12 protein-coding genes are annotated in these 15,328 nt (G+C 77.3%); 7 read left to right on the top strand and 5 right to left on the bottom strand.

Annotated features, from left to right (window positions below):
• Positions 1-11 precede the first annotated feature (11 nt).
• Complete coding sequence (locus tag AC3WUG_RS05075) at positions 12-2,306, bottom strand: sodium-translocating pyrophosphatase (protein ID WP_492326657.1); 2,295 nt, start codon at positions 2,304-2,306, stop codon at positions 12-14.
• A gap of 264 nt (positions 2,307-2,570) precedes the next feature.
• On the opposite strand from AC3WUG_RS05075, the gene AC3WUG_RS05070 reads away from it, so the two are divergent.
• The 4 genes from AC3WUG_RS05070 (at position 2,571) to AC3WUG_RS05055 (ending at position 6,681) form a co-directional block, all read left to right on the top strand.
• On the top strand, positions 2,571-3,104 hold the full coding sequence (locus tag AC3WUG_RS05070) for a SigE family RNA polymerase sigma factor (protein ID WP_492326656.1): 534 nt from the start codon (positions 2,571-2,573) through the stop codon (positions 3,102-3,104).
• The gene (locus AC3WUG_RS05065; RefSeq protein ID WP_492326655.1) at positions 3,101-4,513 is read left to right on the top strand and encodes a hypothetical protein; all 1,413 of its coding nucleotides are present in this window, start codon (positions 3,101-3,103) and stop codon (positions 4,511-4,513) included. The genes AC3WUG_RS05070 and AC3WUG_RS05065 overlap by 4 nt, the downstream gene beginning before the upstream one ends.
• 186 nt (positions 4,514-4,699) lie before the next feature.
• Complete coding sequence (locus AC3WUG_RS05060; protein WP_492326654.1) at positions 4,700-5,302, top strand: sigma-70 family RNA polymerase sigma factor; 603 nt, start codon at positions 4,700-4,702, stop codon at positions 5,300-5,302.
• Positions 5,299-6,681 carry a hypothetical protein gene (locus tag AC3WUG_RS05055; RefSeq protein WP_492326653.1) on the top strand — a complete coding sequence of 461 codons (1,383 nt, stop codon included), beginning with the start codon at positions 5,299-5,301 and terminating at the stop codon, positions 6,679-6,681. The genes AC3WUG_RS05060 and AC3WUG_RS05055 overlap by 4 nt, the downstream gene beginning before the upstream one ends.
• Before the next feature lie 23 nt (positions 6,682-6,704).
• Here AC3WUG_RS05055 and AC3WUG_RS05050 read toward each other — a convergent pair whose 3' ends face one another.
• On the bottom strand, positions 6,705-7,655 hold the full coding sequence (locus AC3WUG_RS05050) for a diguanylate cyclase domain-containing protein (protein WP_492326652.1): 951 nt from the start codon (positions 7,653-7,655) through the stop codon (positions 6,705-6,707).
• 179 nt (positions 7,656-7,834) lie between these two features.
• On the opposite strand from AC3WUG_RS05050, the gene AC3WUG_RS05045 reads away from it, so the two are divergent.
• Positions 7,835-8,368 carry a SigE family RNA polymerase sigma factor gene (locus tag AC3WUG_RS05045; RefSeq protein WP_492326651.1) on the top strand — a complete coding sequence of 178 codons (534 nt, stop codon included), beginning with the start codon at positions 7,835-7,837 and terminating at the stop codon, positions 8,366-8,368.
• Positions 8,365-9,213 (top strand): hypothetical protein, encoded by an 849-nt coding sequence (locus AC3WUG_RS05040; protein WP_492326650.1) that lies wholly within the window; start codon positions 8,365-8,367, stop codon positions 9,211-9,213. Before AC3WUG_RS05045 ends, AC3WUG_RS05040 begins: the two co-directional genes overlap by 4 nt.
• 50 nt (positions 9,214-9,263) lie before the next feature.
• Here AC3WUG_RS05040 and AC3WUG_RS05035 read toward each other — a convergent pair whose 3' ends face one another.
• The 3 genes from AC3WUG_RS05035 to AC3WUG_RS05025 all read right to left on the bottom strand — a co-directional run bounded on the left by AC3WUG_RS05035 (position 9,264) and on the right by AC3WUG_RS05025 (position 12,413).
• Positions 9,264-9,599: an STAS domain-containing protein gene (locus AC3WUG_RS05035; RefSeq protein ID WP_492326649.1), complete on the bottom strand. Its 336-nt coding sequence runs from the start codon at positions 9,597-9,599 to the stop codon at positions 9,264-9,266.
• 80 nt (positions 9,600-9,679) lie between these two features.
• Entirely contained in the window at positions 9,680-11,626 is a 1,947-nt protein-coding gene (locus tag AC3WUG_RS05030; RefSeq protein WP_492326648.1) for a 5-oxoprolinase subunit B/C family protein, read from the bottom strand.
• Between the two features lie 13 nt (positions 11,627-11,639).
• Positions 11,640-12,413, bottom strand: coding sequence for a LamB/YcsF family protein (locus AC3WUG_RS05025; protein WP_492326647.1), 774 nt, complete (start codon positions 12,411-12,413; stop codon positions 11,640-11,642).
• Positions 12,414-12,504: 91 nt separating this feature from the next.
• On the opposite strand from AC3WUG_RS05025, the gene AC3WUG_RS05020 reads away from it, so the two are divergent.
• Complete coding sequence (locus AC3WUG_RS05020) at positions 12,505-15,153, top strand: DEAD/DEAH box helicase (RefSeq protein ID WP_492326646.1); 2,649 nt, start codon at positions 12,505-12,507, stop codon at positions 15,151-15,153.
• Positions 15,154-15,328 lie beyond the last annotated feature (175 nt).

Raw genomic sequence — 15,328 nt, 5'->3', positions numbered from 1 at the left:
ACGAGAGCGCGTCACGCCCGCAGCGGCACCTCGCGCTCCAGCCGCGCCTCCTCGTCCACCCGCGCCGCCCGCAGCCGGGACAGCACGACCGCGGTGAGCGCGACGAGCCCCGCCACGATCGCGATCGACAGGCGCACCACGTGGTTCGCCCCGTCGCCGAGGCTCACCGTGACCACGGCGGGCGCGATGAGCAGCGCCACCAGGTTCATCACCTTGATCAGCGGGTTGATCGCCGGCCCGGCGGTGTCCTTGAACGGGTCGCCGACGGTGTCGCCGATGACCACCGCGTCGTGCGCCGGCGAGCCCTTGCCCCCGTACCGCCCGTCCTCGACCAGCTTCTTCGCGTTGTCCCAGGTGCCGCCGGAGTTCGCGAGGAACACCGCCATGAGGACGCCGGCGCCGATCGCCCCGGCGAGGAACCCGGCGAGCGGCCCGATGCCCAGCCCGAACCCGACGGCCACCGGCGCGGACGCCGCGAGCAGCCCGGGGGTGGCGAGCTCGCGCAGCGAGTCCCGGGTGCAGATGTCGACGACCTTGCCGTACTCCGGGCGCTCCGCGCCGGTCATGATCCCGGGGTGCTCGCGGAACTGCCGGCGCACCTCGAACACGATCGCCCCGGCCGCGCGGGTCACGGCGTCGATCGCGAGCCCGGAGAACAGGAACACCGTGGCCCCGCCGAGGATCACGCCGACCAGGGTCACCGGGCTGATCACCTGGTAGTCGGTCATCGCCAGGACGATGTCGCCCGGCACCTGCGTCAGCTCCAGCCCCCGCACCGCCCCGGCCACCGCGTCGGCGTACGACCCGAACAGCGCCGTCGCCGCCAGCACGGCCGTCGCGATCGCGATGCCCTTGGTGACGGCCTTGGTGGTGTTCCCGACGGCGTCGAGGTCGGTGAGGATCTGCGCGCCCTCCTCGGTGACGTCGCCCGACATCTCGGCGATGCCCTGGGCGTTGTCGCTCACCGGCCCGAAGGTGTCCATCGCGACGATCACGCCGACCGTCGTCAGGAGCCCGCAGCCCGCGAGCGCCACCAGGAACAGGGACAGGGAGATCGACCCGCCGGCGAGCAGGAACACCCCGCAGATCGCCGCGGCGATGGTGCCCGCCGTGTAGACCGCCGACTCCAGCCCGACGCCGATCCCGGAGAGCACCACCGTCGCGGCCCCGGTCTGCGAGGTGCGCGCCACGTGGATCGTCGGCTTGGAGGTCGTGCCGGTGAAGTAGCCGGTCAGCCAGAGGATCACCCCGGCCAGTACGACGCCGATCGCGACCGCCCCCGCCGCGACGGCCCGCGGGTCGCCCGGGTGGTCCGCCAGCCCGGCCGTCCCGGCGAGGTCCGCGAACGACGACGGCAGGTAGGCGAACGCCGCGACCGCCGCGAGCACCGCCCCCGCCACCGCGGCCACCGCGAAGCCCCGGTTGATCGCCGTCAGCCCGCTCTCGTCGCCGCGGACCCGGGTCACGACCACCCCGAGCGCCGCGACGACGGCGCCGATCGCCGTCACGATCAGCGGGAACACCAGGCCCTCCTCGCCGAACGCCGCCCGGCCGAGGATCAGCGCCGCCACCAGCGTCACCGCGTACGACTCGAACAGGTCGGCCGCCATGCCCGCGCAGTCGCCGACGTTGTCCCCCACGTTGTCCGCGATCGTCGCCGCGTTGCGCGGGTCGTCCTCGGGGATGTGCTGCTCGACCTTGCCGACGAGGTCCGCGCCCACGTCGGCCGCCTTGGTGAAGATGCCGCCGCCGACCCGCATGAACATCGCGAGCAGCGCGGCCCCGAAGCCGAAGCCCTCGAGCACCGCGGGCGCCTCGCCCCGGTACAGCAGGACGACCACCGCGGCGCCCAGCAGGCCCAGCCCGACGACCGACATCCCGACGACCCCGCCCGTCCGCAGCGCGATCCGCGCCCCCGTCGCACGGCCGCCCGGCAGCGACGCCGCCGCGGCCACCCGCACGTTCGCCCGCGTCGCGAGCCACATGCCGAGGTAGCCGATCGACGCCGAGAACCCCGCGCCGACCAGGAAGAACACCGAGCGGCCGATCTTGACGCCGGCGTCCCCCGGCAGCAGGAACAGCAGCGCGAACACCACCACCGCGAACAGCACCAGCGTGCGCAGCTGCCGGGACAGGTACGCCGCGGCGCCCTCCTGCACCGCCGCGGCGATCGCGCGCATCGACGCGGACCCCTCGTCGGCCGCCAGCACCTGCCGGCGCAGCACCACCGCCACGACGAGGGCGGCGACCGCCACGGCCGCGATGACGGCGACCACCACGAGGCTTCCGGACCCGAGCTCGACCATGCATCCTCCTCGGACGCGGGGCACGGCCCTGCCCGAGCCGCCCCCCGGTACGCGCCGCTCCGTTGCCGCGCGAGAGGACGCCACTGTAGCCAGATCTGCCCGGTTGGGAAGGGGTGCGGAGGCGCCCCGTCCGACGCCGGGGTGCGCCGAACGGGTGACGCGGACGGGGCACCCCAACGATCGGCGGGTCTGTCACGTCCACCCCACGACACTCATCCCGGGGCCGCGGCCCACACGCCCCCGGACATCAGCAGCGGAGGAACCGTGACCTGGCAGGACGACCTGGCGGCCTTCGCCCGAGAGCGCGGCCCCGCGCTCGTCGGCTACGCCCGCCTGCTGACCGGCGACACCGCCGCGGCGGAGGACCTCGTGCAGGAGGCCATCGTCCGCGCCTGGTCCCGGCGTCGCTCGGGGGCCGACATCACCTGGCTCGAGGCGTACGTCCGGCGTGCCGTCCTCAACGGGTGGGTCGACCACGTCCGGCGGGAGCGTGCGTGGCGCGACCGCGCCCACCTGCTGGTCGACGACGCCCCGACCCCGTCGCCGGAGCGCACCACCGTCGACCGCGCCCAGGTGGCCGGGGCCCTCGAGCGGCTGTCCCCGCGGGAGAGGGCCTGCACGGTGCTCCGCCACTACGACGACCTCACGATCCCCGAGATCGCTCGCCGGCTCGACCTCTCCGAAGGGGCCGTGAAGCGGTACCTGTCCGACGGCGCGCGCCGTCTGAGCCGACTGCTCGGCGTCGCCTACGACCTCGACACCGAAGACCTCTCGACCACGAACGGAGGCCCGCGATGAGCGACGAGCTGCGCCGCGCCCTCGACGACCTCGTGCAGGACGTCGCCGCCGAGCAGGACTCCCGTGCGCGCTCCGGGGGCGGTCTGCCCGTCGGTGCGATGACCGCGCGCGCCCGTCGGAACCGCATCCGGCACACCGCGCTCGTGTCCGCCGTGACCGCGTGCGCGGTGCTCGGCGTCGCCGCGGGAGGGGTGGCCGTCGCGTCCTGGGACCGCCCCGAGCCCGCCCCGGCAGCGCCGCCCACCCGGACCTCGGCGCCGTCCCCGACGCCGACGTCGAGCCCGTCCCCGACCACGTCGTCCGTGGCGCTGCCCTCGGGCGACCCTGCGCTGCCGTTCGGGACCTGCGGGTCGTTGGTCGGCGCACCCACGGCAGCACCTACCGGCGAGGGCCTCGCGCTCGAGCTGGCAGCGACGCCCTCGGTGCTCGGCCGCGCACCGGTCGAGGTGCGGACGACGCTCGCCGCCACCTCGGGCGACGTGGGTGCGGTCACGCCGCAGACAGGTCCGACCGTGCTCTTCGCGCGGGACGGCGTCGTGGTCGCGACGGCCCCCACGTACCCGGCCGGTGCGACGGTCGACGCCGTGGCCTTCGTCTACGACGACCCGGAGCACCCGTCGCGCTCGACCTTCGTCAGCCACGTGACTCCGACCGTGTGCGACGCGCCGGGCGCCTCCGCGGGCGAGCCGCTGCCCGCAGGGGACTACGCGGTGATCGCGGTCGCCGGGACGTGGACGACCGGGCGCGACGCGCTCCGCGGCGTGGCGGGGGACGGCGTCTGGACCGCGGCGGACATCGCTTCCTCCGTGCCGCTCGAGGAGCGCTCCGTGGTGTCCGCCGCAGTGCCCGTCCGGGTCGAGGTGCAGGACGCCGACGCGGCGATGCTCCCGCAGGCCCCGACCGGGCCGCCGAGCCTCGACGGCGTCGGCGCCGCGGACGACCTGAACCCGTACCCCGACGGCTGCGACGCCGTCGTCACGCCGGACCCGGCCGACGGCGTGCTCGCCGTCACCGGCCCGCGGGCCACCGTGACCGCCGGGACGGACGTCGAGGTCGCCATCACCTACGGCGGCTCCGGCCGGATCTCGCTCGGCCGCAGCAGCCTGCTCCGGCTGGTCCGCGACGGCGCGGTGGTCGCCGCCACCGAGGCCACGTACGGCCTGGAGGACGTCGACTTCGGCAGCACGGTCAGGTCGGCCGTCCCCACCGCCTCCTGGCGGACGTGCGCGGACGGGGCGACGACGGGGTACGGGGTCGCGCTCCAGCCCGGCACCTACACGGCCTACCCGGTGGTGCTGGCGAGCCCGTACGGGCTCGTCGGCCCCGACGGGGCGGAGATCGTGCCGCGCGGGTCGGAGGTCACCATGCGCCAGCTCGTCGGGGAGCCGTTCACGCTCGTCGTGCCGTGACGCCCGTCGGCGCTGGTCGTCGCGCCGACACCGCGATGCCCTGACGCCCCGGTGCTCGGCTCGGGTCCCACCACTCGGCCGATCGGGTGAACGCCGCCCGCACCCCAACGTTGCGCAGCCGGTCCTCGTCTCACCTCACGACAGGATCACCCCGGCCGTGCCGGGCGGGACGACGAGGGGGACCACGTGGCGTGGCAGGACCAGGTGACGGAGTTCGTCGCCGCGCGGGGCCCGGCGCTGGTCGGGTACGCCCGGCTGCTCACCGGCGACCACGACAGCGCGCAGGACCTCGTCCAGGACGCGCTCGCGAAGTCGTGGTCCCGCTGGCGGGCCGGCACCGACATCGAGTCGCTGGACGCGTACGTCCGGAAGGCCGTGCTGACGACCTACCTGGACCAGTACCGGCGTGGGGGGGGGGGGGGGGGGGGGGGGGGGGGGGGGGGGGGGGGGGGGGGGGGACGGAGNNNNGGAGAAGAGACGGGGCTCTGGCAGAGCCGCCGACACCTGCTCGCCACGCCCGACGTCGCGCCCGAGGCCGCCGAGGCGGACGGGACGGGCGACCTCGCGGACGCGCTGCGGTCACTGACGCCCCGGGAGCGCGCGTGCGTGGTGCTGCGGTTCTACGAGGACCTGACGGTCGCCGGCATCGCCGCGCGGCTGCAGCTGTCCGAGGGCGCGGTGAAGCGGTACCTGTCCGACGGGACGCGGCGCCTGGGTGCGCTGCTCGGGGAGGTGCGCCCGGCCGCCGAGACGATCGAGGTGCGCACGGCTACGGAGGACCGGCGATGAACGAGCACGACCTGCACGCCGCGCTCGGCGACCTGGCCCGGCGCGGGGCGGACGACCAGGCCGCGCGGATGCGCGGCGGCGACGGGCTGTCGGCGGGGCGCGTCGTGGCCGTCGCGGGCCGCCGGCGGCGCCGGCTCGCGACCGTCGCCGCCACCGCCGCGCTCGCCGTGGTCGGTGCGGCCGTGGTGGCGGGCTCGGCGCTGGGCGAGGGCCCCGCGCCGCAGCCGGCGACGCCGCACCCGACCGCCACCAGCACGCCGGCGCCGTCGGGCCCGGCGCCGACCCCGACGGCACCGTCCGGCCCGGTCGCGACTGTCCTGCCGACCGGGGACCCGTCGCTGGCGTTCGGCGCCTGCGGGGCCTTGGCCACCGCGGCGCCCGACGTGCCGCTCGACGACCGGTGGTCCATCGAGACCGCTCCCGCTTCCGCCGAGGCGCCCGTCGGCGGCGGTCTGAGCCTGACCACCCGGTTCGAGGTCGCCATCCCGGCGGACTGGTCGCCCGTCGGCATCGGCGTCGGCATCTGGCCCGGCTCCGGACCCGAGCTCCTGGTGCTGCGCGACGACGTCGTGGTCGGGACCGGCGACCTGTACGGCGAGGTGCCGGCCGGGCTCGAGGGGTACGACGTGGGCGTGAGCGCGCACTCGGCCCTGTACCAGGGGCTCCTGCCGCTGCGGTCCTGCGCCGACGGACTGCCGCTGCCCGTCGGGCAGTACACCGTGGTGCCGACGTCGCTGGTGCTGCCGCTCGGCGACGACCCCGTGGTGGCCGAGCGCGTGCGGACCGAGGGCGCCGACGCCGTGGCCGCCCAGCACCCGGACGCCTGGCGACGGGTCGTCGGCGCACCGCTGGACCTCGAGGTCGTCGACGGCGAGCCCGGCACGCTCCCGGCACCGCAGGCCGTCGACGACCGGGCGATCGCGCCCGAGCCGTCATGCGGCGCCCCGCTGGTCCCGTCCGCCGGCCGGCTGCTGACGCTCGAGGTGCCGGCGTCGGGGGACGTGCCGCCCGGGTCGACGCACGACGCGACGGGCGCGTTCACCTACGCGGGGCCCGGACGGCTGCGCGCGGTCGTCCAGACCACCCCCGGGTACTGGGTCCTCCGGGACGGCGTCGTGGTCGGGGGCCCGCCCGCGCTCACCGACGTCGACCACGCGGTCGTCGACCTGGGTCGGGGCGGGCCGCTCGACCTCCCGGGCGCGCTGGACCTGCGCTCCTGCGCCCCGGGCGGCCCCGGGAACGAGCGGCTTCCGGCAGGCACCTACACCGTCGTGCCCGCAGTCCAGGTGGCCGGAGCCGAGGTCCGGACGGCGGAGGGCGCGCAGGGCCTGCCGTCGGGCGTCGTCACCGGTGAGCCGTTCGAGCTGGTCGTGGGCTGACGATGCTCCCCCGGAGCGTGCCGTCAGCCCGGCGGCGCCAGAGCAGGCAACGGGTCCGCCTTGCGCGCGAGCATCCGCCGCTGCGCCTCCTGCACGAGCGCGTCGGCGTCCGCGGCGCCCGCCGGCGACACCACCCACGCGAGCCGGACGGGCGGCTCGTCGGGCGCCCGCGGCAGCAGCGCGCGGCCGACGCCCTCGACCACCCGCGCCACCTGCTCCTCGGCCTCCGCACCGGGCACGCCGGGCAGCAGCACCACGGCCATGAGCTCGTCGCTCCCGGTGCGGCCGACCATCGCGCCCGTCGGCACCCCGCCCGCGAACCGGTCGGCCAGCACCCGGAGCAGCGCGTCGCCTGACGCACCGCCGAACCGCGCGTTCACCCGGGCGAACCCGTCGACGTCGGCCTGCACCAGCAGGAGCCGGCGGCTGCTGCCGGGCAGCAGCCGCGACCACTCCCGCGCGGTGTGCAGCACCAGCTCGCGCCGCGGCAGCCGGGTCAGCGGGTCGTGCAGCGACCGCTCTGACAGCGCCGCCACCAGCGCGCGCACCAGGTCCGACGTCGCCACCGCTGCCCAGGTGCCGGACCGGACCAGCACGTCGTCGTAGCGGGTCTCCCCGGACCGCTCCATCGCGCGGGTCGCCGACTCGACGATGCCGGTGCGCTCGTCGACCACGAGCGGGGACCAGTCCGCGACCTCGCCGACCGGGCGGCGCGCCAGCACCGCCCGCCCGTAGCCGAGCCGGCCGGTCTGCGCGTCGGTGAACCGGCTGCGGGACACCATGCCGATGCTGCCGTCCCGCTCGTCGACGACCGCCAGGCACGGCAGGTGCGGCGACCGGAACAAGACCTCCACCTCGCTCATCGGCAGGTCGCGGTCCACCACCGCGACGGGCACGGCGATCTCGCCCACGGAGCGGTGCACCCCGCCGACGGCGCGGGAGGTGCGGACGAGGAGGTCGACGTCGTTCGGCACGACCGCATGGTGCCGCCCGCCGGGCGGCGACCCCCCGCCCGCGACCCCGAGGCACCGGGAGTTCCTCCGCTGTTCACCGGGCGGCCCCTGCGCCTGCGCCGATCGGGTGACCGGTACAACCTCGGGTGCCGGCCGGTCGTCCACCTGACGAGAGGATCGCGACGAGCGGGAGGACGAGCGTGCAGCACGGAGACGAGGCGGTCGCGGCACTCGCCCGCGAGCGGGGACGTGCCCTGGTGGGCTACGCGTACCTGCTCACGGGCAGTCTGCGGGACGCGGAGGACCTGGTCCAGGACGCCCTGGTCAAGACGATGGTGCGGGCGCGTTCGGGCGTCGACCTCGACACCGCGGAGGCCTACGTGCGCCGCGCGATCCTCACCACGTTCGTCGACGGGCACCGCCGGCTGCGCCGGTGGCGGGACGCGGTTCCCCGGCTGGGGCACGAGAGCACGCTCCCCGTCCCGGACGGCGCGGACCGCGTCACCGCGCAGGTCGACGTGCGGTCCGCTCTCGCGGCCCTGCCGCCGCGAGAGCGCGCCTGCGTCGTGCTGCGCTACTTCGACGACCTCCCGCTCGCCGACATCGCCGATGCCCTCGGTGTGAGCGTCGGCGCGGTGAAGCGCTACCTGTCCACCGGGACGCACCGCCTGGAAGGACTGCTGGGACCGGTGCACGGACGCGCGGTGCGCGACGCGGAGAGGAGCTCGCTGTGACGTTCGACCTGAGCCGGGCGCTGGACGAGATCGCGGACGACGCCGGTGCCCACGGGCGGCCCGCCGACCCGGGGCGGGTGGTCGCGCTCCGCCGTCGCCGACGAGTCGTGCGGCGTGGCGTCGGTGCGGTCGGGGCCCTCGCCGTCACCGGCGTGCTCGTCCTGACGGGCGCGACACTCGCGGACTGGCGCGCGCCCGACCCCTTGCCCGCGGCGCCGGAACCGACCACGTCCGCACCGGAGCCGGCCCCGGAACCGGACCCGGGCGAGACGCCGGACCCGGGCGCGCCGAGCACGTCGAACCCACCGGTGACGCCGGGCGTGCAGGCCACCGAGCAGCCGGCCGCGGACGCCGCCCCGCTGGCCGATCCGGGCGTCAGCAGGTGGGACGGGGAGTCGAGCCTGGTGTCCGACGCCCCGAGCTCGGGCGACGGCCTGGAGGACGGCGACTTCTTCGGCAGCGTCCTCGCGGTCGACCCCGTCGCGCGCACGATCACCGTCGACCTCGGGATCTTCTACGGGGGCGACGCCGCGAGGACCTGGGCGCAGGAGCACGAACCAGAGCTGCTCGAGAACGACGGCCCGCCCAGCGGGTACGTGATCGTCGACGACGTCCCCCGGTCGAGGACGCTCGTGCTCGCTCCCGACGCGGTGGTCACCGGCTACTGCGTCCTCCCCGAGGCGGTCGTGCAGCAGCCGAGCGACCTCGGCGGGCTGACCGGTCCGGACCCGGCCGGGTGCGCGGACGCCTCACGCGTGGACGGCTCCGTCGGTGGCAGGGCACGGTTCTGGGTCGACGTCCGGGCCGGCGAGGTCGCCCAGCTGGTGGGGCAGTTCCTGCCCTGACGCGCGACGGCGGTCCGGCGGGCGCAGGGGGCTCGCCGGACTGTCGGCCGTCAGCCCTCGCGGTCGGCGGCGAGCGCCTCGTCCACCGTCGCCCGGATGGTGAACACCTGGGTGAGCGCGGTGATGCGGAAGACCTTGAGCAGCCGCTCGGAGTCGATGACGAGCTGGAGGCGCCCGTCGAGCCCCCGGACGCGCTTGAGCACGCCGACGAGCAGCCCGAGCCCCGTGGAGTCCATGAACCGCACCTCGGTGAGGTTCACGACCAGGTCCACGTGCCCGGCGTCGACCAGGCCGGTGAGCTTCTCGCGCAGCGCGGGCGCGGTGTACACGTCGATCTCGCCGGTCACGTCGACGACGGTCCTGCCCTCGACGGTCCTGCTGGCCACGCTGACGTCCACCGGAGCTCCCCTCTGCCTTCCGGGAGCATTCAAACAGACCGCACGCCCGTGGCCCACGTGTTGCGTGCTCACGCGTGTCCGGCGGGCCCGTCCGACCGGGTGAACGTGACCGCGTCGCCGGGCCGGAGCTGCGCCGCCAGATCGCGGGACCGGGGCTCGACGACGGCGACCACCGGGTACCCGCCGGTGACCGGGTGGTCCGCGCCGAACACGACCGGGCGCCCGTCCGGCGGCACCTGGGCCGCGCCGGGCACCAGGGGCTCGGAGGGCAGCTCCCCGCGGTCGACGCGCTCGATCTGCGGCCCGTCGAGGCGCAGCGCCACGCGGTCGCTGGCCGGCGTGACCGCGTAGCGCCCGCCGAGCAGCCGCTCGAACGCCCCCGCGGCGAACCAGTCGGGCCGCGGACCCGGCGTCACGCGGAGCACGGCGGTGGCCGGCCACGCACGCGGCGGGTCCGCCCAGGGCTGCGCGGCGTCGACGACCTGCGACCCGACGGGCAGCACGTCGCCGGCGCGCAGCGGCTCGGGGCCGAGGCCGGCGAGGCGGTCGGCGGCCCGCGAGCCGAGGACGCGCGGCACGTCCACGCCGCCGCGGACGGCGACGTACAGCCGGAGGCCGCGCGTCGCCGTGCCGGTGCGGAGCACGCCCCCGGGCGGGACGCGGGTGGCGGCGTGCGGGGCGACGGGGACGCCGTCGACGTCGGCGGGCACCTCGGCACCGGCCAGGGCGACGACCCCGCCCGCCGGGAACCGGAGGGACAGGCCGCCGAGCAGCACCTCCAGGCCGGCGGCGTCGGGGGCGTTGCCGACGAGGCGGTTCGCGAGGCGGAGCGCCCCGGCGTCCGCGGCACCGGAGCGACCCACGCCGACGGCCGCGAGGCCGGGGCGCCCGCGGTCCTGGACGAGGGCGAGCGGGCCGGGGGCGAGGACGTCGACGGTGGCGCGGGCGGCGGCGGCGCCGGACGCGGCGGGGGGTGCCCCGGGGGCTCGGCCGGGCTGTGAGGGCGGGGGCGGGGGCGGGGAGTCCTCGGGAGCCCCCGTCGTGGGGTGGTCGGCCGGGCCGTCGACACCGACGTCGGCCGCGCCCTCGGAACGGACGCCGGTGGGGCCCGCGACAGGGGCGTCGGCGGGCGCGAACCGCACCCGCGTGCCGGGGCGGAGCAGCGCGGGCGGGTCGCGGTCGACGTCGAACAGCGGCACGTCGCAGGTGCCGAGCAGCATCCAGCCGCCCGGAGTCGCCGCCGGGTAGACCGCGGCGAACTCCCCCGCGATCGCGACCGCGCCCGCGGGGACCCGCTCGCGGGGCGTCGCCCGCCGGGGGACGTGCAGGGCGGGGTCCAGCCCGGTCAGGTACGCGAACCCCGGCATGAAGCCGCCGAACGCCACGGTGTACTCGGCCGCCGCGTGCCGGCGGACGACCTCGTCCTCGCCCAGACCCGTGACGCGGGCGACCTCGGCGAGGTCGGCGCCGTCGTACCGGACGGGGAGGACGACGGGCGCGGGTGGACGCGGGTGGGCGGGGGCGGCGGTGGACAGGTCGACGGCGCGGTCGGGGCGATCGGCGCGGTGGCCGCGCTCGGCAGGGTCGACACGGCCTGCACGGGCGGCGCCGGCGTCGTCACCGGCGGCGCGGGCGGCCGATTCCTCGAGGCCGTCCCGGGCAGCGACGGCGTCCCCGGGCGTCGCGAACCGCACGAGCACCGTGCGCGCCGCCGGCACCACGTCCACCGCACCGGCGAGCGGGCTCGACCGCAGGGCGTCGTCGAGCGCGCGGACGGCGGCGAGGTCGGGCAGGTCGACGAGCAGGGCGTCGACGCCGTAGGGCACGACACGGCCGACCGCAGCAGGTGCGTCCCCGGCGCGCCGCGAGGCGGACTCCGGCCGCGCGACGGACCCGGGCCGCGCGGCGGACCCGGGCTGCGCGGCGGACCCCGGCTGCGCGGCGGACCCGGGCTGCGCGGCGGACCCGGGCTGCGCGGCGGACCCCGCGCCGGCACCGGCCGGGACGGTCGTCACGACGGCGTGCCGCTCACGCCGCGGCGGGGCGCAGCTCGACCCCGGCGGTCTCGAGGGCCGCTCGGACGGCACGCGCGACGGGCACCGCCCCGGGCGTGTCCGAGTGCACGCACAGCGAGGCCGCGTCGAGGCGCACGAGCGCGCCGTCCACGGCGACCACGGCGCCCTCGGTGGCCATCCGCACCGCGCGGGCGGCGGCCTCGTCCGGGTCGGTCACCAGGGCCCCTACGCTCCCTCGCGGCACCAGCGTGCCGTCCGCGAGGTACCCGCGGTCGACGAACGCCTCCGTCACGGTCCGCAGCCCGGCCTCGCGCGCGTGCCGGAGCACCGCCGAACCGGGGAGCCCCACGACCGCGAGGGTCGGGTCCGCGCCGGCGACACCCGCGACGACGGCGGCTGCCTGCTCCTCGTCGCGCACGACGCGGTTGTAGAGGGCGCCGTGCGGCTTGACGTAGCCGACGCGCGCGCCGACGGTCCGGGCGACGGCCTGCAGCGCGCCGACCTGGTAGGCCACCTCGGCGGCGAGCTCGCCCGGCGGCACGTCGAGGCGGCGGCGCCCGAACCCGACCAGGTCGCGGTACGAGACGTGCGCGCCGACCGCCACGCCGCGGGCGAGCGCCGTCGCGCACCGAGCCGCCATGATCGACGGGTCGCCGGCGTGGAACCCGCAGGCGACGTTCGCGCTGCTGACCACGGACAGCAGGGCGTCGTCCGCGCCGGGCTCCCCCAGGCTCCACGGGCCGTAGCCCTCGCCGAGGTCGCAGTTCAGGTCGATATGCGTCGCCACGTGCCCATCCTGCCCCGCACGCCACGCGAGGCGCGGGCCGCGGCGGGCGCACCGGTACGACGCAGGGCCGTCGAGGGGCGAGGATGGTCCCGTGGTGGGGACCGGTGAGCTGCTCGACGTGCTGCTCGCCGCCGGCCGCCGCGCCGACCGGCTGACGCACGTCCGGCACCTGCCTGCCCGCGAGGGCACCCCGGTGGACTGGCCCGCCTGGGCGGACGCCGACCTGGTGGCGGGCTACCGCGCGCTGGGCGTCGAGCGCCCGTGGCGGCACCAGGCGCTGGCGGCGGACGCGGCGTGGTCCGGGCGGCACACCGTGCTGTCGACGTCCACGGGCTCCGGCAAGTCGCTGGCGTTCTGGCTCCCGTCGCTGTCGGCCGTCCGGGCGCAGGCAGCGGCGCGCGCGCTGGACCCGGGCCGGATCGAGGCGGTCGCCCGCCGCGGGTCGGTGCTCTACCTCTGTCCGACCAAGGCGCTCGCGGCGGACCAGCGGCACGCGCTCGACCGGGTGCTGCACGCCGCCCGTCTGCGGGACGTGCGGGTCGCCACCTGCGACGGGGACACCGCGCAGGAGGAACGACGCTGGGTGCAGGAGCACGCCGACGTCGTGCTCACGAACCCGGACTTCCTGCACTTCGCCCTCCTGCCGCAGCACCGGCGCTGGGCGCGGCTGCTGGGGTCGCTGCGGTACGTCGTCCTGGACGAGTGCCACGCGTTCCGCGGGGTGTTCGGCGCGCACGTCGCCGCAGTCCTGCGGCGGCTGCGGCGCGTCGCGGGGGTCTACGGCGCCGACCCGGTGTTCCTGCTCGCGTCGGCGACGACGGCGGAGCCCGCGGTGAGCGCGGCGCGGCTGATCGGCGTCGCGCCCGAGGACGTCGTGTCCGTCGCGGACGACGCCTCCCCCGCCGGACGCAAGACGGTCGCCCTCTGGCAGCCGCCCGAGGTCGCGCCCGCCGAGGGCCCGTGGAGCGGGCTGCTGCCCGAGGACGACCCGTGGGCGCTGCCCCTCGACGAGCCCCCGGTGGACGTGGACCGGGCGTCGGCCGACGTGGCGGCCGGCAGCGAGGCGGGCGGCGGGCCCGGAGCCGGGACCGAGATCGAGCGCACGGCTGCCGACGGCGACGGGACGGCCGGCACCGACCCCACCGCGCGCACCGCCGCACCGGCGCCGGGCCCGGACGCCGGCACGGTCGGACCGGCGCGGGAGGGCTCGGGCCCGCTGGGCACCGGCGAGGACCTGGTCGCCGACGACCCGGACCGCCCTCGCCGCTCGGCGACGGCCGAGGTGGCCGACCTGCTCGCCGACCTCACCGCCGCGGGCGCCCGGACGCTCGCGTTCACGCGGTCGCGGCGTGCCGCGGAGTCGGTCGCGACGGTGACCCGGGAACACCTGCGGGAGGTGGACCCCGAGCTCGCGATGGCCGTCGCCGCCTACCGCGGCGGCTACCTGCCGGAGGAGCGCCGGGAGCTGGAGACCGCGATCCGCACCGGTCGGCTGCGCGCGCTCGCCACCACGAACGCGCTGGAGCTGGGCGTCGACATCTCGGGGCTGGACGCGGTCGTGATCGCGGGGTGGCCGGGCACGCGCGTGTCGCTGTGGCAGCAGGCGGGGCGCGCGGGCCGGGCGGGCGCCGACGGCCTGGTCGTGCTGGTCGCGCGCGAGGACCCGCTCGACACCTACCTGGTGCACCACCCCGAGGCGGCGCTCGACGCCCCGGTGGAGGCGACGGTCTTCGACCCCGGCAACCCCTACGTGCTCGCCCCCCACCTGTGCGCCGCCGCCGCGGAGACCCCGCTGCGCGCCGAGGAGCTCGACCTGTTCGGGCCGGGGACGCGGGAGCTGCTGGACGTCCTGGTCGCGCGGGGGGCGCTGCGGCGCCGGCCGTCGGGCTGGTACTGGACGCACGCCGAGCAGGCGGCGCGGCTCACGGACCTGCGTGGGACCGGCGGCGACCCGGTCCGGGTCGTCGAGTCCACCACGGGCCGGCTGCTGGGCACGGTGGACTCGGCCGCCGCCGACTCGACCGTGCACGCCGGCGCGGTCTACGTCCACCAGGGTGCGACGTACGTCGTCGACGAGCTGCGGCTCGAGGACGGTGTCGCCCTGGTCGACCGGCGCGACGTCGACTACGGGACGTGGGCCCGCTGGGTGACCTCCACCGAGATCCGGTCGGTCACGGCGGAGCGCCGCTGGGGGCCGGTGACCTGGGGCTTCGGGGCGGTGGACGTGACGACGCAGGTGCTGAGCTTCCAGCGCAAGCGGATTCCGGACATGGAGGTGCTCGGCTCCGAGCTGCTCGACCTGCCCGCGCGCACGCTGCCGACGACCTCCGTCTGGTGGACGGCGCCGGTCGAGGTGCTGGAGCGCGCGGGCATCACCGTCGAGACCGCCCCCGGCGCGTTGCACGCGGCGGAGCACGCGTCGATCGGGCTGCTGCCGCTGCTCGCCACCTGCGACCGCTGGGACCTCGGCGGGGTCTCGACGGCGCTGCACGCGGACACCGAGCAGGCGACCGTGTTCGTGCACGACGCCTACCCCGGCGGCGCGGGGTTCGCCGAGCGCGGCTACGGGCTCGGGGCGACGTGGCTGCGCGCCACCCGGCAGGCGATCGCGACCTGCCCGTGCCGCACCGGCTGCCCGGCGTGCGTGCAGTCGCCGAAGTGCGGCAACGGCAACAACCCGCTCGAGAAGGCGGCCGCCGTGCGGCTGCTCGACGCGGTCCTCGCGCACGCCCCGGCCTGAGCAGGCGCCGCCCGCAGCAGCACGTCCCCCGCCCGCGTGGCGGGCACGCGGATCACGCAGGCCCGAGCCCCGCGCACCCGGACCACGCCCAGCCGGACCACGCTCGCCAGGACCCCGCCCACCCCGAGCGGCCCGGACGGGACCGCGCGCACCGGGACGACGTCCGACGGAGCGG

The organism is Cellulomonas sp. EB106-03-03-XG116 (genome assembly GCF_058792015.1).
Note: the sequence above shows the minus strand (reverse complement) of the source record. Positions and strands in the feature narration are given on the sequence as shown.